General features: G+C 46.3%; 14 protein-coding genes. 12 read left to right on the top strand and 2 right to left on the bottom strand.

The genetic code is table 11. The features are described from left to right. Positions 1-10 precede the first annotated feature (10 nt). Entirely contained in the window at positions 11-259 is a 249-nt protein-coding gene (locus HUX74_RS19705) for an RNA-binding protein (RefSeq protein ID WP_117600767.1), read from the bottom strand. A 474-nt stretch (positions 260-733) separates the two neighbouring features. On the opposite strand from HUX74_RS19705, the gene tig reads away from it, so the two are divergent. The 12 genes from tig (at position 734) to HUX74_RS19645 (ending at position 17,323) form a co-directional block, all read left to right on the top strand. After that, positions 734-2,089, top strand: a complete 1,356-nt coding sequence (tig, locus tag HUX74_RS19700) for a trigger factor (RefSeq protein ID WP_117600768.1) — start codon at positions 734-736, stop codon at positions 2,087-2,089. Between the two features lie 132 nt (positions 2,090-2,221). Then, positions 2,222-2,884 carry an ATP-dependent Clp endopeptidase proteolytic subunit ClpP gene (gene clpP / locus HUX74_RS19695; protein ID WP_117600769.1) on the top strand — a complete coding sequence of 221 codons (663 nt, stop codon included), beginning with the start codon at positions 2,222-2,224 and terminating at the stop codon, positions 2,882-2,884. A gap of 1 nt (position 2,885) precedes the next feature. After that, on the top strand, positions 2,886-4,130 hold the full coding sequence (gene clpX, locus HUX74_RS19690; RefSeq protein WP_117600770.1) for an ATP-dependent Clp protease ATP-binding subunit ClpX: 1,245 nt from the start codon (positions 2,886-2,888) through the stop codon (positions 4,128-4,130). A gap of 174 nt (positions 4,131-4,304) precedes the next feature. Then, entirely contained in the window at positions 4,305-6,488 is a 2,184-nt protein-coding gene (gene recQ / locus HUX74_RS19685; protein ID WP_117600771.1) for a DNA helicase RecQ, read from the top strand. A gap of 102 nt (positions 6,489-6,590) precedes the next feature. Beyond that, entirely contained in the window at positions 6,591-8,066 is a 1,476-nt protein-coding gene (guaB, locus tag HUX74_RS19680; RefSeq protein WP_117600772.1) for an IMP dehydrogenase, read from the top strand. A gap of 89 nt (positions 8,067-8,155) precedes the next feature. After that, positions 8,156-9,718, top strand: a complete 1,563-nt coding sequence (locus HUX74_RS19675) for a peptidylprolyl isomerase (RefSeq protein WP_174647268.1) — start codon at positions 8,156-8,158, stop codon at positions 9,716-9,718. A 57-nt stretch (positions 9,719-9,775) separates the two neighbouring features. Then, the gene (locus HUX74_RS19670) at positions 9,776-10,624 is read left to right on the top strand and encodes a peptidylprolyl isomerase (RefSeq protein WP_117600774.1); all 849 of its coding nucleotides are present in this window, start codon (positions 9,776-9,778) and stop codon (positions 10,622-10,624) included. Positions 10,625-10,634: 10 nt separating this feature from the next. Further along, entirely contained in the window at positions 10,635-12,002 is a 1,368-nt protein-coding gene (locus HUX74_RS19665) for a peptidylprolyl isomerase (RefSeq protein ID WP_117600775.1), read from the top strand. 25 nt (positions 12,003-12,027) lie between these two features. Then, positions 12,028-13,749 carry an OstA-like protein gene (locus HUX74_RS19660; RefSeq protein WP_117600776.1) on the top strand — a complete coding sequence of 574 codons (1,722 nt, stop codon included), beginning with the start codon at positions 12,028-12,030 and terminating at the stop codon, positions 13,747-13,749. Positions 13,750-13,753: 4 nt separating this feature from the next. After that, positions 13,754-14,044, top strand: a complete 291-nt coding sequence (locus HUX74_RS19655; RefSeq protein WP_005829571.1) for a hypothetical protein — start codon at positions 13,754-13,756, stop codon at positions 14,042-14,044. Between the two features lie 39 nt (positions 14,045-14,083). Then, on the top strand, positions 14,084-16,000 hold the full coding sequence (gene mutL / locus HUX74_RS19650) for a DNA mismatch repair endonuclease MutL (protein WP_174647267.1): 1,917 nt from the start codon (positions 14,084-14,086) through the stop codon (positions 15,998-16,000). 129 nt (positions 16,001-16,129) lie between these two features. Beyond that, on the top strand, positions 16,130-17,323 hold the full coding sequence (locus HUX74_RS19645; protein WP_035458168.1) for an OmpA family protein: 1,194 nt from the start codon (positions 16,130-16,132) through the stop codon (positions 17,321-17,323). Positions 17,324-17,430: 107 nt separating this feature from the next. On the opposite strand, the gene trpS is transcribed toward HUX74_RS19645, so the two are convergent. Then, positions 17,431-18,525 (bottom strand): tryptophan--tRNA ligase, encoded by a 1,095-nt coding sequence (gene trpS, locus HUX74_RS19640; protein ID WP_138344876.1) that lies wholly within the window; start codon positions 18,523-18,525, stop codon positions 17,431-17,433. Positions 18,526-18,596: the final 71 nt, after the last annotated feature.

Below are 18,596 nucleotides of genomic sequence, written 5' to 3'. Positions count from 1 at the left end.
ATCTCTATGATTAATATTTTGGAGGTCTTGCTTCTTTCACTACCATCTGGCGGCCGAAGAATTCAGCACCGTCTAGTTCGGCAATAGCTTTAGCTGCAGCAGCGTCATCTTCCATTTCTACAAAAGCGATGCCTCTGAAACGTCCGGTGGTGCGGTCATTGATAAATTTTACAGAAGATACTGTGCCGTAATCTTCCATTGCCTTCTGCAGGTCATTCTCCTTAACGCGGTAGTTAAGGTTTCCAACATAAATGTTCATAATGAAAATGATAAAATAAATATAATGAATAAAACTCTCTTGGAAGGAAGGCTGAATAATAAATGGATTACAACGACAGAGAGTTTACAAAAGCGTTCTTGAAAACGGAAGTAAAAACCATGTAATGGAAATCGAAAAACTAATGCGCCATCATTCCGCGACAAAGAAACGCATAAAATTCGGATAAACAATGTTTTTCTTTAATTATTTTTGTGGATTGTCGTGTCTTCGGGCAACTCTCGTTTCTCCTCATAGAAACCGGACGATTCGGTTTATCATCGTCTTTTCCTCGAGTATCTTTCCAGTAAACTTCCTCTGTTGTCAGCCCGATTGTTGGGCTCTTCTACCGCTCTATCCAAGAATTAAACTGAAATAAATCGGCAATGTTCTTTTGATAATTGAAAGAATAACGCTAATTTTGCACGCTCATTTGAGATATGGAACAAAGTATAAATCAAATAAATAATTGTCAGAATGAACGTTTCATTACAAAACATTGACAAAGTAAGCGCACTGCTTACTGTAAAGCTTGAGAAAGCAGATTATCAGGAAAAAGTAGACAAATCGTTGAAGAGCTTCCGTCAGAAGGCACAGATTCCCGGTTTCCGTAAGGGAATGGTTCCTATGAGCCTGGTTAAGAAAATGTATGGTAAGTCTGCATTGGCCGAAGAGGTGAACAAACTGCTTTCAGAAACAGTATATAAGTATATCCAGGACAATAAGGTAAATATATTGGGCGAGCCTTTGCCCAACGAAGACAAGCAGCAGGAAATAGATTTCGATACTATGGAAGAGTTCGAATTCCTGTTTGATATTGCTTTGGCTCCGGAATTTAAAGCAGAAGTCAGTGCAAAAGATAAGGTAGATTACTATACTATTGAGGTTACAGACGAGATGGTGGATAACCAGGTCAAGGCTTATACTCAACGTAACGGCAAGTATGACAAGGTAGACGTTTACGAGGACAATGACATGCTGAAAGGTTTGCTTGCTGAACTGGATGAAGAAGGTAATACCAAAGAGGGTGGCATTCAGGTGGAAGGCGCTGTAATGATGCCTTCGTACATGAAGAATGATGAACAGAAAGCTATTTTTGCTGGTGCAAAAGTGAATGATGTGCTTGTATTCAACCCGAATACTGCTTGGGACGGAAATGTTGCCGAATTGTCTTCTTTATTGAAGATTGACAAGGAAGCTGCTCCCGAAGTGAAATCCAATTTCAGCTTCCAGGTAGAAGAAATCACACGCTTCGTTCCGGGTGACTTGACTCAGGAAATTTTCGATCAGGTATTTGGCGAAGGCAATGTGAAAACGGAAGAGGAATTCCGTGCCAAAGTGAAGGAAGTTATTGCTAACCAGTTCGTGGCAGACAGTGACTATAAGTTCTTGATTGACGCACGTAAGATGCTGACTGAGAAAGTAGGCAAGTTGGAATTCCCGGATGCATTACTGAAGCGCATTATGCGTCTGAACAATCCTGACAAGGAAGAAAGCTTTGTAGAGGACAACTATGACAAGAGCATCGAAGAGCTGACTTGGCACCTGATTAAAGAACAGCTGGTGAAAGCCAATGATATCAAGGTTGAGCAGGAAGATATCACAAACATGGCTAAGGAAGCTACTCGCGCACAGTTTGCACAATATGGTATGATGAGTGTACCTGAAGAAATCCTGGAGAATTACTCAAAGGAAATGCTTAAGAAGAAAGAGAGTGTAGAAGGCTTGGTTAATCGTGTGGTTGAATCTAAATTGGCTACAGCATTGAAGTCTCAGGTGGAACTGGAGCACAAGAATGTTTCTGCTGAAGAGTTCAATAAGATGTTTGCGTAAGAGCAATGTGAGCCTACGGCTAAAATTTATAAAGAAACACAGAGTTTGACAAACTATAACTCTGTGTTTTTTTGTGTCTCTGTGTTCTTTTTTGTTTCTTTGTATCCTTATAAATTAAAAAAATAGAAAGAAATGGATGATTTTAGAAAATACGCTACCAAGCATCTTGGTATGAACAGTTTGGTACTGGACGATGTGATTAAATCACAAGCCAGCTATTTAAATCCCTATATCCTCGAGGAACGCCAGCTCAATGTAACACAGTTGGACGTGTTTTCCCGTCTGATGATGGACCGCATCATCTTCCTCGGTACGCAGGTTGATGACTATACGGCCAATACTTTGCAGGCTCAGTTGCTTTATCTGGATTCGGTGGATCCGGGCAAGGATATTTCCATCTATATCAATTCGCCGGGCGGTTCAGTATATGCCGGTCTGGGTATTTATGATACCATGCAGTTCATCAGCAGTGATGTGGCTACTATCTGTACAGGTATGGCTGCAAGTATGGCAGCCGTACTGCTGGTTGCCGGTGCTGAAGGCAAACGCTCCGCATTGACCCACTCCCGGGTGATGATACACCAGCCGATGGGAGGTGCCCAGGGGCAGGCTTCGGATATTGAAATCACGGCACGTGAGATCCAAAAGCTGAAGAAAGAACTTTATACTATTATCGCTGACCACTCCCACACTCCCTTTGACAAGGTATGGGCGGATTCTGACCGTGACTACTGGATGACAGCCCAGGAAGCCAAAGAATATGGTATGGTAGATGAGGTTTTGATTAAAAAATAATATGGCAGATTCAAGAAAAAATAAAAATAGATGTAGCTTTTGCGGCCGCACAGAAGATGAAGTCGGATTTCTCATAACGGGGATGAATGGCTATATCTGCGACAGTTGCGCCACCCAGGCTTATGAAATTACTCAAGAGGCTTTGGGGGCTGGCAAGAAGGCAAGTGCCACGAAGCTGAATCTGAAAGAACTTCCTAAACCCGTAGAAATAAAGAAGTTCCTCGACCAATATGTCATTGGTCAGGACGATGCCAAGCGTTTCTTGTCTGTGTCGGTGTATAACCATTACAAACGCCTGCTCCAGAAGGACGGCGGTGATGATGTGGAGATTGAAAAATCGAACATCATCATGGTAGGCAGTACTGGTACGGGAAAGACGTTATTGGCGCGTACTATCGCCAAGTTGCTGCGTGTTCCTTTTACTATTGTAGATGCAACAGTTCTGACAGAGGCAGGTTATGTAGGCGAGGACATTGAAAGCATTTTGACGCGTCTGCTCCAGGTGGCGGATTATAACGTACCCGAGGCAGAGCAAGGCATTGTGTTTATTGATGAGATAGACAAAATAGCACGCAAGGGTGATAATCCTTCCATAACGCGTGATGTGAGTGGTGAAGGCGTGCAGCAGGGATTGCTGAAATTGCTGGAAGGTTCTGTGGTGAATGTTCCTCCCCAGGGTGGGCGCAAACATCCCGACCAGAAAATGATTCCGGTCAATACCAAGAATATTCTGTTCATTTGCGGTGGGGCTTTTGATGGCATTGAAAAGAAGATTGCCCAGCGGCTGAATACACATGTTGTCGGGTATAGTGCTGTACGCAATACGGCAACCATTGATAAGAGCAACATGATGCAGTACATTGCTCCGCAGGATTTGAAGTCGTTCGGACTGATTCCCGAGATTATCGGCCGCCTTCCGGTGCTGACTTATCTGAATCCGTTAGACCGTGCGGCATTGCGCTCCATTCTTACGGAACCGAAGAATTCCATCATCAAGCAATACATCAAACTGTTTGAGATGGACAATGTGAAGCTGACTTTTGAAGATGCTGTATTTGAATATATCGTGGATAAAGCAGTAGAATATAAGTTGGGGGCCCGCGGCTTGCGTTCCATTGTGGAGACAATTATGATGGATGCCATGTTCGAAATTCCGTCAGAACAGAAGGGGCATTTTGTTGTGACGTTGGACTACGCCAAGCGCCAGCTTGAAAAGGCAAATATGGCACGACTGCAAAGTGCTTAAGAATCAGATGGTAATACGGGGTAAAACCGACTATTTTGCTTTTTATTGAAAAATATTCGATGGATTATGCTTGAAATTTAAGAAGTTGTTTATAACTTTGTTAGGGTGCTTTGTGAAAACATGGCGGAGTACCACTATTAAAAGTTAACTCAATAAACAACAACCTAATGAATCATGGCAGGGAAGAAGATTAATTTGACAGACCAGCTGAAGAAATACTTCGGGTTCGATACATTTAAAGGAAATCAGGAAGCAATCATAGAGAATCTGTTGGCGGGTAATGATACATTCGTGTTGATGCCTACCGGTGGTGGAAAATCTTTGTGCTACCAACTGCCGTCCTTGTTGATGGAGGGCACGGGTATCGTGATTTCTCCTCTGATTGCCTTGATGAAGAATCAGGTCGATGCGATGCGTAACTTCAGCGAAGAGGATGGGATAGCCCACTTCATCAATTCTTCCCTAAACAAGAGTGCGATAGACCAGGTTCGGTCTGACATACTCAGTGGTAAGACAAAGCTGTTGTATGTGGCTCCGGAATCACTGACGAAGGAAGAGAATGTGGAGTTTCTGAAAACGGTGAAGATTTCGTTCTATGCCGTGGACGAAGCCCATTGTATCTCTGAATGGGGCCATGACTTCCGTCCTGAGTATCGCCGTATCCGTCCCATTATCAATGAAATAGGAAAAGCCCCTCTGATAGCGTTGACTGCGACGGCCACACCGAAAGTGCAACATGACATCCAGAAGAATCTGGGTATGGTGGATGCGCAGGTGTTCAAGTCATCGTTCAACCGCCCGAATCTTTATTATGAGGTACGTCCCAAGACTGCAAATGTAGACCGGGACATCATCAAGTTCATTAAGAACAATCCCGAAAAGTCAGGCATTATCTATTGCCTGAGTCGGAAGAAAGTGGAGGAACTTGCTGAAATCCTGCAGGCAAACGGAATCAATGCCCGTGCCTATCATGCTGGAATGGATTCGGCTACACGAACACAGAACCAGGATGATTTCCTGATGGAAAAAATTGATGTGATTGTAGCTACCATTGCTTTTGGTATGGGGATTGACAAACCGGATGTGCGCTATGTCATCCATTATGATATACCCAAAAGTCTGGAAGGATATTATCAGGAGACCGGACGTGCCGGAAGAGATGGAGGAGAAGGGCAGTGTATTACTTTCTATACCAATAAAGACTTGCAGAAGCTCGAGAAGTTTATGCAAGGCAAACCTGTAGCAGAGCAGGAAATTGGCAAGCAGCTTCTGCTGGAGACTGCTGCGTATGCCGAATCTTCCGTATGCCGCCGAAAGGCGTTGCTTCATTACTTCGGCGAAGAATATATGGAAGAAAATTGTGGTAATTGTGACAACTGTTTAAATCCGAAAAAACAAGTGGAAGCTCAAGAATTATTGTGTACCGTGATTGAAGCTGTTCTCGCGGTGAAAGAAAATTTTAAAGCGGACTATATTATAGACATAATACAAGGTAAGGAAACTTCAGAAGTGCAGGCGCATCTGCACGAAGATCTCGAAGTATTCGGCTCTGGCATGGGCGAAGAAGACAAAACGTGGAATGCTGTGATCCGTCAGGCGCTTATTGCCGGCTATCTGAGTAAGGATGTCGAAAACTATGGCTTGCTGAAAGTGACGGATGACGGTAGGAAGTTCCTTAAACATCCTAAATCATTCAAGATAGTGGAAGACAATGACTTTGAGGATGTGGAAGAAGAAGCACCTGCACGTGGAGGCGGTGCGTGTGCGGTAGACCCGGCATTGTACTCCATGTTGAAGGACTTACGAAAGAAGTTGTCCAAGAAGTTGGAAGTGCCTCCTTATGTTATTTTCCAGGATCCGTCTTTGGAAGCAATGGCGACCATATATCCGGTGACTTTGGACGAGTTGCAGAACATACCGGGTGTAGGAGCCGGAAAGGCAAAACGCTACGGCGAGGAATTCTGCAAACTCATTAAGCGTCACTGTGAAGAGAATGAGATTGAACGTCCTGAGGACTTGCGTGTGCGTACTGTAGCTAATAAGTCAAAAATGAAGGTGGCCATCATTCAGGCTATTGACCGTAAGGTGGCGTTGGATGACATTGCCATGTCAAAGGGTATTGAGTTTGAAGAGTTACTGGATGAGATAGAAGCTATCGTTTACTCCGGAACGAAATTGAATATTGACTATTTCTTGGAGGATATTATGGATGAAGACCACTTGCTGGATATCTATGATTATTTCAAGGAATCTACCACTGATAAGATTGACGATGCTCTGGATGAATTGGGTGATGACTTTACGGAAGAAGAGGTACGTTTGGTACGCATCAAGTTTATTTCAGAGATGGCAAATTGATTGGCTTTAGTTGATAAAAAAGAAAAAAATGTTGCGTGCAAGTATACGGAATGGAATAAAAACCGTATATTTGCACGCAATAAATTTTAAACGCATAGCCCTATGTCATTTATTGCTGATAAGATTGTAATGGATGGATTAACTTATGACGACGTACTGTTAATCCCCGCTTATTCTGAAGTCTTGCCCAAAACTGTCGAACTCTCGACTAAGTTTTCACGAAACATTGAGTTAAAAATCCCGTTTGTAACTGCTGCCATGGATACGGTTACCGAAGCGAAGATGGCTATTGCCATTGCCCGTGAAGGTGGTATCGGAGTTATTCATAAGAATATGTCCATTGAGGAGCAGGCACGTCAGGTAGCTATTGTGAAGCGTGCCGAAAACGGTATGATTTATGACCCGGTAACTATCAAGAGAGGTTCTACGGTGGCTGATGCGCTGGCTTTGATGGCTGAATACAAGATTGGTGGTATTCCGGTGGTAGATGATGAAAGATATTTGGTAGGTATTGTTACCAATCGTGACCTTCGTTTTGAGAAAGATATGAATAAGCGTATCGACGAGGTGATGACCAAGGAGAACATCATTACTACCAATCCTACGACGGATATGGAGGCTGTTTCTCAAATTCTGCAAGAACATAGAATCGAGAAGTTGCCGGTAGTGGATAAAGACAACAAATTGGTAGGTCTGATTACCTATAAGGATATTACCAAGGCAAAGGATAAACCTATGGCGTGCAAGGATAGCAAAGGTCGTCTGCGCGTTGCTGCCGGAGTGGGAGTGACGAATGATACTTTGGAGCGCATGCGGGCTTTGGTGGATGCAGGGGCGGATGCCATTGTCATTGATACGGCTCACGGACATTCTAAAGGGGTTATTGAAAAATTGAAAGAGGCCAAAGAACATTTCCCTCATATTGACATTGTTGTTGGTAATATTGCTACCGGTGAAGCTGCGAAGGCATTGGTCGAGGCTGGTGCTGATGGAGTAAAGGTGGGCATCGGTCCGGGTTCCATCTGTACTACCCGTGTAGTTGCCGGTGTGGGTGTTCCCCAGTTGTCTGCCGTTTATGATGTGGCAAAGGCACTGAAGGGCACGGGTATTCCTTTGATTGCTGATGGCGGTTTGCGTTATTCGGGCGACGTAGTGAAGGCGTTGGCTGCCGGTGGTTACAGCGTGATGATCGGTTCGCTGGTTGCCGGAACGGAAGAGTCTCCGGGCGATACGATTATTTTCAACGGTCGTAAGTTCAAGTCTTATCGGGGTATGGGATCGCTGGAAGCTATGGAAAATGGTTCCAAGGACCGCTACTTCCAAAGCGGTACCAGTGATGTGAAGAAATTGGTTCCGGAGGGCATTGCCGCCCGCGTTCCTTATAAAGGCACTTTGTATGAGGTGATTTATCAGTTGGTTGGCGGTCTGCGTGCCGGTATGGGATATTGCGGTGCAGCCAATATAGAGAAACTGCACGATGCCAAGTTTACCCGCATTACTAATGCAGGTGTACTCGAAAGTCATCCGCACGATGTATCTATAACCAGTGAGGCTCCGAACTATAGCCGTCCTGAGTAAGATAATAACAAAATAATAGTGAATGCCCGGAGAGAGATTGCCGCTTTCCGGGCATTTTGTTTATATTTGCAGCCGTATAAAAAGAACGGATGGTGCTTATGGTTAGATTGCTTTGGGTGTTTGTCTTCCTTGGGTTCGGATTGGCTGTTTCGGCTCAGGACGATCCGGTATTGATGCGTATCAATGGAAAGGAGGTCCTCCGTTCTGAATTCGAACGTAGCTATAATAAGGACGGTACCTCTGTCGGTGCAGGCCGGAAGGCATTGGATGTATATGTGAATAAGTTTATAGACTTCAGGCTGAAAATAGAGGCTGCCGAAGTTGCGGGATTGGATACTTCCTGTGTCTTTCAGAAGGAGCAGGATGAATATCGCCGTTGTCTGATTAAATCATACCTGACAGATGAGAAGACGGCAGAGCAGGCGGCACGGCAGTACTATGACAAGATGAAATCCGACCGGCGTGCAGGTCGGGTATATGTGAAGCATATTTTTAAATATCTCCCCCAGAATATTTCCGGTCATACCTTGCGTGAGGTGGAGTTTAGGATGGATTCTATCTATAGGGCTCTTGCAAAGGAAGGGGAAAGTACGCCGTCTTTCGATGCTTGCGTCGAGCAATTTTCCGATGAGAAGAAAGCGTTTTGGGTGGGTTGGCTGCAGATGCCGGCGGAGTTTGAGGATATTGTATTCGGGTTGAATGCCGGAGAGATTTCTCGTCCGTTCCTCACTCCTCAGGGCATTCATATCGTGAAAGTACTCGAACAGCAGGAAATCCTTCCTTTTGAGAGGATGAAGAACAAAATCATCCGTTGTCAAACCCGTCGTCATGGAATGGATAAAGGAACGCGGGCTTTTGTGGAGAAACTGAAGAAAGAGTATCACTATATGCCGGATAAAGCCGGTATCGACGAACTGCTGGCTAAAGGAAGCACTTCCCGTACATTGTTTACATTGGATGGCAAGGCATACGGTGGAAAAGAATTTGTCGGATTTGCCGCTGCTTATCCGGCAGGGATGCGCAGACAGTTGGAGGCTTTTACAGTAAAAACGATTCTGGACTATGAAAACTCCCGTCTGGAATGGAAGCATCCCGAATTTTGTGCGTTGGTGCAGGGGCATCGTGACAGCATGTTGCTTGCCGAAATCACTGACCGTGAAGTGGGAAAGAGGAGTGTGGTGGATGAAGCGGGATTGAAAGCATATTTTGAGGCGCACCGTTCGGACTTCCATTGGGACGAACCGCGTTATAGGGGTATTGTGCTGCATTGTACTACCAAGCGAGTGGCGAAGCAAGTACGGAAATTTCTGAAACAGATTCCGGAAGAGGAGTGGATGGATGCCATCCGTCTCACTTTCAATGCCGGCGATACTCCCAAGGTGCAGGCAGAGCAAGGATTATTTGCCCCCGGTGATAATGCATATGTGGATGATTTGGTGTTTAAAAGGAAGGATGCGACTCCGGTTTTGTCATTTCCCTTTACTGCTGTACAAGGTCGTAAGCAGAAGGGACCGGACAGTTGGCAAGAGGTGCGAGAGCCGCTCGTAACCGCTTATCGGAACTATTTGGAAACGCATTGGGTGGCAAAGTTGCGTGCTGCCGGTAAGGTTGAAATTGACCAAGAGGTTTTAAAAACCGTTAATAATCACTGATGCAACCGATTAAAACACTATCTTCGTACCTCAAAACGAAGTAAATATCAGTTGGTGATGCGAACAACCTGCTTTGGGCTTTTAATTTTCCTTCTCTGTGCGGCGTGCAGCGAGCGGCACGACCATAAAGGGCGGACACCGTTAGTGGAGTTGGACGGCAATTTCCTTTACCGGGAAGATTTGCAATCGGTACTTCCGACCGGTTTGTCCAAAGACGACAGTCTGTTGTTTGCAGAACATTATATCCGTAATTGGGTGGAAGATATTTTGTTGTACGATAAAGCGCAGAGCAATATTCCCAATAACGGTGAGATTGATAAACTTGTGGAGAATTATCGCAAAGCATTGATAATGCATACCTATCAGCAGGCTTTAATACATCAGCGACTATCAGAGGAGATTTCAGAACAAGACTTGACGGAGTATTACGAGAAGAATCAGGCGCTCTTCAAAGTGGAACGTCCGTTGATGAAAGGCTTGTTCATCAAAGTTCCTTTGACAGCCCCACAGCTGGGCAATGTTCGTCGCTGGTACAAGATGGAAACCCGTGAGGCGGTGGAACATCTGGAAAAGTACAGTCTGCAGAATGCTGTGAAGTATGAGTATTTTTATGATAAATGGGTGCAGGTATCGGAAGTACTGGATATGCTGCCCTTGAAGGTTTCTGATGTGGACGAGTATCTGGACAAGAATCGCCATGTAGAGCTGAAGGATACGGCTTTCCATTATTTCCTGAATGTGAGCGATTATCGCCCGGTGGGAGAGCAGGAACCCTATGAGTTTGCCCGTAGCCAAGTGAAGGATATGCTGCTGAACGTGAAGCAGGTGGAATTCATGAAGCAAGTGAAGGATGATTTGTATCAACGGGCGGTGAAAAGAGACAAGATTAAATATTATTTAGAATAAGACACCAAGAATGAAACAGTGTATGAACTTTAAGTTTGTAATTTTATTTGCCTTGACGCTATTAGTCGGTTCTACCGTTTATGGACAAGACAACGTGATTGACGAGGTAGTGTGGGTAGTAGGTGATGAGGCTATACTGAAGTCCGAAGTGGAAGAGGCACGCATGAGTGCATTGTATGAAGGACGCAAATTTGACCGTGACCCTTATTGCGTGATACCTGAGGAGATAGCCGTGCAGAAACTGTATCTTCACCAGGCTGCCCTCGACAGTATCGAAGTATCCGAGAGTGAGGTTATCCAGCGTGTGGACTATATGACGAATATGTATATCGCCAATATCGGTTCGCGTGAGAAAATGGAGGAATACTTCAACAAGACTTCCAGCCAGATTCGTGAAACGCTGCGCGAGAATGCCCGTGAAGGATTGAAGGTTCAGAAGATGCAGCAGAAACTGGTGGGCGAGATTAAGATAACTCCGGCCGAGGTGCGCCGTTACTTCAAGGATTTGCCGCAGGACAGCATTCCTTATATCCCTACCCAGGTGGAGGTGCAGATTATCACTCAGCAGCCTAAGGTCCCTTTGGAGGAAATAGAAGATGTAAAGAGACGTTTGCGTGAGTATACCGACCGTGTCAATAAGGGTGAAAGCTTTTCCATGTTGGCTCGTCTGTACTCTGAGGACCGTGGTTCGGCCATGCGTGGCGGTGAGATTGAATTCTCAGGACGCGGTATGCTGGACCCCGCTTATGCCAATGTGGCTTTCAACTTGCAAGACCCCAGCAAGGTTTCCAAGATTGTAGAGTCTGAATATGGTTTCCATATCATTCAGTTGATAGAGAAGCGCGGTGACCGTATTAAAACACGCCACATTCTGTTGAAACCGCATATTCCGGAAGAAGCTCTGGCTGCCGGTTGTGCCCGTTTGGACTCTATTGCCGATGATATCCGCAATAACAAATTCTCTTTTGAAGAGGCTGCCTCCGTGCTTTCGCAGGATAAGGATACGCGCAACAATCATGGTTTGTTGCCGAATCCTAATACGAACACTTCCCGTTTTGAGATGCAGGAACTTCCCCCTGAAATAGCCAAGGTGGTGGATAAGATGAAAGTGGGCGAAATCTCCGAAGCCTTCACCATGATTCCGCAAAAGACCGGAAAGGAAGAGTGCGTGATTGTGAAGCTGAAGAGCCGTACGATGGGACACAAGGCTACCATTGCCGATGACTATCAGAACTTGAAAGAGATTGTGTTGGAAAAACGCCGCGACGAAGTGCTGGACAAGTGGATTCGTGAGAAGCAGAAGCACACGTATGTCCGTATCAAGGATAATTGGAAGAATAACTGTACGTTCAAGTATCCGGGCTGGATTAAAGAATAATCCGGAAGGATTTACATAGATTTGTATGCAAAAGAAGAATACAAAAAATCATTTCCTGAACAAGCATAGATACCTCCTGGTAGGTATTCTATGCTTGTTTGGCATCTGTCTGCTGAGTGCGCAGGACAAGAAGAAGAGTACTGGTGCACCGGAGAAGAAGAAAGTGGACTCAATTGAACAGAAAAAGACGGAGACGCCGGAAAAGAAGAAGACGCGCGTCGATTTGTTGTACGCAGATGAGGCGCAGGCGGACAAACAGTTGCGTCCTGATGTGCAGGTACTCATCGGCTCGGTGAGGATGAAGCATGACAGTATGTACATGTTCTGTGACAGTGCGCTGATATTCGAAAAGATAAATTCTGTGGAGGCATTCGGCAATGTGCGTATGGAGCAGGGCGACACCTTGTTTATCTATGGAGACTATCTGTATTATGACGGCATGTCGCAGTTGGCCATGCTGCGTGAGAATGTACGTATGATAAATCGTAATACGGTGCTGACAACTGACAGTTTGAACTATGACCGTCTGTACGATTTGGGCTATTACTTCGAAGGCGGTACGCTGACCGACGAGGATAATGTGCTGACTTCCGAGTGGGGAGAATATAGCCCTGCCACTAAGTTGGCTGTCTTCAACCACGACGTGAAGCTGGTCAACCCGAAGTTTGTTTTGACTTCGGATACCTTGAAGTATAGTACAGCTACCAAGATTGCCACAATTTTAGGACCCTCCGACATTGTGAGTGACCAAAATCATATTTATTCCGAACGTGGCGTGTACAATACGACTACTGAGCAGGCAGAACTGCTCGACCGTTCCGTACTGACTAACGAAGGCAAGAAACTGACCGGTGACAGCCTTTTCTACGACCGCATCTTGGGATACGGCGAGGCTTTTGACAATGTACAGATGAATGATACGGTCAACCGGAACATGTTGACTGGCGACTACTGTTTCTACAACGAACTGACCGGAAGCGCCGTTGCCACCAAACGTGCCGTAGCTATCGACTATTCGCAGGGCGACAGTCTGTTCATGCACGGTGATACTTTGAGGCTGATTACCTACCATATGAATACCGATTCCATGTACCGGGAGATGCGTGCCTATCATAAGGTGCGTGCTTATCGCACGGATGTGCAGGCCGTATGCGATTCGTTGGTGTATAATTCCAAGGACTCTTGCATGACGATGTATACCGACCCTATTTTGTGGCACGGGGAACAGCAGTTGTTGGGCGAGGAAATTAAAATTTACATGAACGATAGTACCATCGACTGGGCGCATATCATCAACCAGGCCCTGACGGTAGAGAAAAAGGACAGTATTCACTATAACCAAGTTTCCGGTAAGGAGATGAAGGCTTTCTTCATAGATGGAGACATGCGTCTGGTGGAGGTAAACGGCAATGTACTGGTGGTGTATTATCCGGTAGAGGAGAAGGACAGTTCGCTGATTATGATGAACTATTCGGAAGGCGGACTTTTGAAAATGTACTTGAAGGAGAGAAGGATGGAGCGCGGAGTCTTTGTTGGAAAGACTACCGGTACAGCCTATCCTCTGGACCAGATTCCACCAGATAAGAGCAAGCTGCCTTCTTTTGTCTGGTTCGACTACATCCGTCCGCTCAACAAGGAGGATATCTTCGAGTGGAGGGCTAAAAAAGCAGGTGAAGTATTGAAGAAAAGTGACCGGAAACCTGTAACTTCGCCAAGGAATATGCATATTAAACGAAATAATAAGTAGCGTCATGGGAATGTTTGCAATGCGGAAGCCTCGTGGCTTCAATCATAGCTATATCTATGTGGATGAGCGGAAAGAGAAGTTGGCGAAGATGGAAGAAAACGCCAAGCGTGACCTGGGTATGCTGCCGGAAAAGGAATTCTCGCCCGAGGATATACGGGGCAAATTCATAGAAGGAACAACTCACTTGAAGCGGCGCAAGGAGAGCGGACGTAAGCCGATGCATTTGGGCATAATCCTTGTTGTCATAGCTGTGCTGATTTATCTGTGGTATGCCATCAGTAACGGAATCATTTAATAATGATTAATCATTAATCCCTAATCATTAAACATTATCATGAGCGATATCATTCATTTGCTGCCCGATTCGGTTGCCAATCAGATTGCTGCCGGAGAGGTGATTCAGCGTCCGGCATCTGTTGTGAAGGAATTGGTGGAAAATGCAATTGATGCCGAAGCAGAGGAAATACATGTGCTGATTACCGATGCGGGCAAGACCTGCATTCAGGTGATTGATGACGGAAAGGGGATGTCCGAAACGGATGCGCGTCTTTCTTTTGAACGCCATGCAACTTCAAAGATACGCGAAGCTGCCGATTTGTTTGCCCTACGCACCATGGGCTTCCGTGGAGAAGCGTTGGCTTCCATTGCTGCGGTAGCTGAAGTGGAGTTGAAAACACGCCCAGCCAGCGAGGAGCTGGGGACGCGACTGTTGATTGCCGGCTCTAAAGTCGAGAGCCAGGAAGCCGTTTCCTGCCCTAAGGGAAGCAATTTTTCCATCAAGAACCTATTCTTCAATATTCCTGCCCGGCGTAAATTCCTGAAAGCCAACTCTACGGAGTTGAGCAATATCCTTACGGAATTCGAGCGTATAGCGCTGGTGCATCCTGAGGTAGCCTTCTATCTGTATAGTAATGATACGGAATTGTTCAATCTTCCGGTAATGCCTTTGCGGCAACGCATCATGGCAGTTTTCGGAAAGAAGCTGAATCAGCAGTTGCTGTCCGTAGACGTTAATACGACGTTGATAAAGATTTCCGGTTTTGTTGCCAGGCCGGAAACCTCGCGCAAGAAAGGAGCGCACCAATACTTTTTTGTGAACGGGCGTTATATGCGTCACCCCTATTTCCACAAAGCAGTGATGGACGCTTATGAGCATCTGATTCCTGCCGGTGAGCAAATCTCCTACTTTATTTATTTCGAGGTAGACCCTGCCAATATCGATGTGAACATCCATCCGACGAAGACGGAGATTAAGTTCGAGAATGAGCAGGCTATCTGGCAGATTATATCGGCTGCGGTCAAGGAATCCTTAGGCAAGTTTAGCGCTATACCTACTATCGATTTTGATACCGAGGACATGCCGGATATTCCTGCATTCGAGCAGGCTCGTCCGATAGAGCCTCCGAAGGTACACTATAACACGGATTTCAATCCCTTCAAGACGTCTTCCACTTCTTCCTATGGAGGCGGTGGCAATTATTCGCGCCCCAAGGTGGAGTGGGAGGGGCTTTATTCCGGTTTGGAAAAGGCTAGCAGGATGAACGAGCCGATGGCGGAAGAGCCTTTTGTAGAGGATACGGTTACCGGTACGGCTCCAAGAGAGGAGGAGAGGGTTTCTTATTTTCAGGAAACGGTTCCTTCCGAGGCAAGCGCCTCTTTCTACGGCAATGAGGCAACGGTAGAGAAAGGAGCGCAACACTTCCAGTTCAAGGGGCGTTTTATTCTGACTTCCGTTAAATCGGGTCTGATGCTGATAGACCAGCATCGGGCGCATGTCCGGGTATTGTTCGACCGCTATATGAGTCAGATTCGACAGAAACAAGGGGTATCGCAGGGGGTATTGTTTCCGGAGATTATCCAGTTGCCGGCTTCGGAAGCTGCCGTGCTGGACGGTATATTGGAAGATTTGTCGGCAGTAGGCTTCGATTTGAGTCCGCTGGGTGGCGGCAGCTATGCCATCAACGGCATACCTTCGGGCATAGAGGGGTTGAACCCGGTAGAATTGGTCCGGAATATGGTACATACTGCTATGGAAAAAGGGAATGACGTTAAGGAAGAGGTACAGACAATTCTTGCATCGACCTTGGCACGTGCTGCGGCCATCGTCTATGGACAAGTGCTGAGCAACGAGGAAATGTCCAATCTCGTGGACAATCTGTTTGCATGCCCATCCCCGAATTATACTCCGGACGGAAAGACGGTGCTGGCGACCATTAAAGAAGACGACATAGAAAAGCTTTTCTCCAAATAAGGAAGAGTGCTTTCTTTTGCATCAAGGCAAAAAAAGTACAAATATTCAGAACCTTTTAGTTCTGTTGGCGTTAATTAGACAGTTTGAATGATAAAGAGTTTAATTAACCACTTAACTATTTTAAGGTATATGAAAAAGATTCTAATGTTACTGGCTTTGGCCGGTGTGTCTTCTGTTGCCATGGCGCAGCAAAAGACTGAAGTTGTGGAAGAGTTTGGTGTTATCCAGGTTCAGGATAAATATCAGGTAATCACTAATCCGTTCTGGAGTAATTGGTTTTTCTCTATAGGCGGTGGTGCCGAAGCAACTTTTGGAGATAATGATAAGGCAGGAAGTTTTGGCAAGCGTATCAGTCCGACGCTGAATTTTGCCATCGGCAAATGGTTCACCCCGGGACTGGGAGTACGTCTGCAATATAGCGGCCTTCAGGCAAGAGGATATACGTATGATGCAGGTGCTGACTACGTGAAAGGCACTCAGATGGATGACGGCTACTACAAACAGCGTTTCGACTATATGAATCTGCACGGAGATGTGATGTTCAATCTGAATGCGCTGTTTGGAGGATACAACCAGCACCGCGTATATGAGATCATTCCTTATGTAGGTGCGGGGTTCACTCACAACTACACAAAGCCTCATCGCGAAGCTTTGTCCGTAAACGCAGGTATCATCAATCGCTTCCGTATTTCGAATGCGATAGATATTAACCTGGAGCTGAGCGCAATGGGCGTTGAAGATAAGTTCGATGGCGAAGTTGGCGGCGATCATGGATATGATGGCGTGCTGAGTGCAACGGTAGGGTTGACATACCGTTTCCCCGCCCGTGGATTCCGTCGCCCGATGCCTCAGTTGATTTCTCAGGTAGAGCTGGCTGCCATGCAGGCACAGCTTGCAGAGATGGGAGCTGCCAACCAGCAGCTGCAGAATGCACTGGTTGCCGCACAGAACCAGCCGGTGGCCGAAGTTACAGAAACGGAAGTGATTGTTCCCGATCCGGACATTGCACCGCGTACCGTATTCTTCAAGATTGGCTCTGCAGAAGTTTCTCCGCGTGAAGCAATGAACTTGTCTTATCTGGCAGATCAGATGAAGCAATTCCCGAACGCCACTTACACCGTAAACGGATATGCTGACTCTGCAACCGGTACACCGGCATTCAACAAAGAGTTGAGTTTAAAGCGTGCACAAGCCGTGGTCGATGTATTGGTAAAACAATACGGAATTCCTGCTGACCGCCTGAAGGTGGATGCCGGTGGTGGTGTCGACAAGTTCGGACAACCGATTCTGAACCGTGTAGTGTTGGTGAAATCAGCCAACTAGGAGACGGGATAAAAGAAACAAGCTACAAGTTACTAGCTACAAAAGACGAGGGGCATGCGTTACCGTGACGCATGCCCCTTTTCTTAATTAACTTATGTGTTCTTCCCTTATTCCCCTCTAAATTTCTTTATTTGCTCTGCAATCAGTTCCGCGTCGTCAAAGTAGTTTATCTTCATAGCCTTGCGTACATCATCCAAAGTTGCGGCGGCAGTTTCCCTGGCAGTTTCGCAACCTTTCTTCAGCATGTCGTAGATGGCAGGGATGTCTTTTTCAAACTCCTTGCGGCGGTTGCGGATAGGCTCCAGTGTCTCTTGCATAATTTCGTTGAGGAACTTCTTCACTTTCATATCGCCCAGACCGCCACGCTGATAGTGGGCTTTCAGTTCGTCCAGATTCGGATATTCGGGCAGATAAAGGCTAAAGTGTTCCGGACGGCAGAAAGCATCCAGGTAAGTGAATACGGTGTTGCCTTCCAATTTTCCGGGGTCTTGCACACGCAGGTGGTCGGGGTCGGTATACATGCTCTTCACTTTCTTCTGCACTTCGTCGGCAGAGTCCGAAAGATAGATACAGTTGCCGAGGCTCTTGCTCATCTTGGCTTTGCCGTCCGTTCCCGGCAGGCGCAGGCAGGCTGCATTGTCAGGTAACAGGATTTCCGGTTCCACAAGGGTTTCACCATATATATAGTTGAAACGGCGTACGATTTCACGAGCTTGTTCAATCATCGGTTCCTGGTCTTCGCCCACGGGCACGGTGGTGGCGCGGAAAGCGGTGATGTCCGCTGCCTGGCTGATGGGGTAGGTGAAGAAGCCTACGGGGATGCTTGTCTCGAAGTTACGCATCTGGATTTCGGTCTTTACCGTCGGGTTGCGTTGCAGGCGGCTCACGGTCACCAGGTCCATGTAGTAGAAGGTCAGCTCGCAGAGTTCCGGTATCTGGGATTGGATGAAGATGGTGCTCTTCGTCGGGTCCAGTCCGCAAGCCAGGTAGTCCAGTGCCACCTCGATGACGTTCTGGCGCACCTTTTCTGGATTCTCCATATTGTCCGTCAGCGCTTGTGCGTCGGCGATGAAGACGAAGGTCTTGTCGTACAAGCCGGAGTTTTGCAGTTCCACTCTTCTTCTCAATGAGCCTACATAGTGTCCTATGTGCAGGCGTCCTGTGGGGCGGTCGCCCGTAAGGATGATTTTTTCTTTTGCCATATTATGTATTTTTTAGTTTCTTCATTGTATAAAAGCCATTAGGGCTGGCAAAGATACCTATAATTATCGAA

Origin of the sequence: Bacteroides sp. Marseille-P8574 (assembly GCF_902825465.1) — a bacterium.
GTDB classification, from domain to species: domain Bacteria; phylum Bacteroidota; class Bacteroidia; order Bacteroidales; family Bacteroidaceae; genus Bacteroides; species Bacteroides uniformis.
The sequence above is the reverse complement of the archived record's forward strand: the minus strand, read 5'-3'. Positions and strand labels throughout refer to the sequence as shown.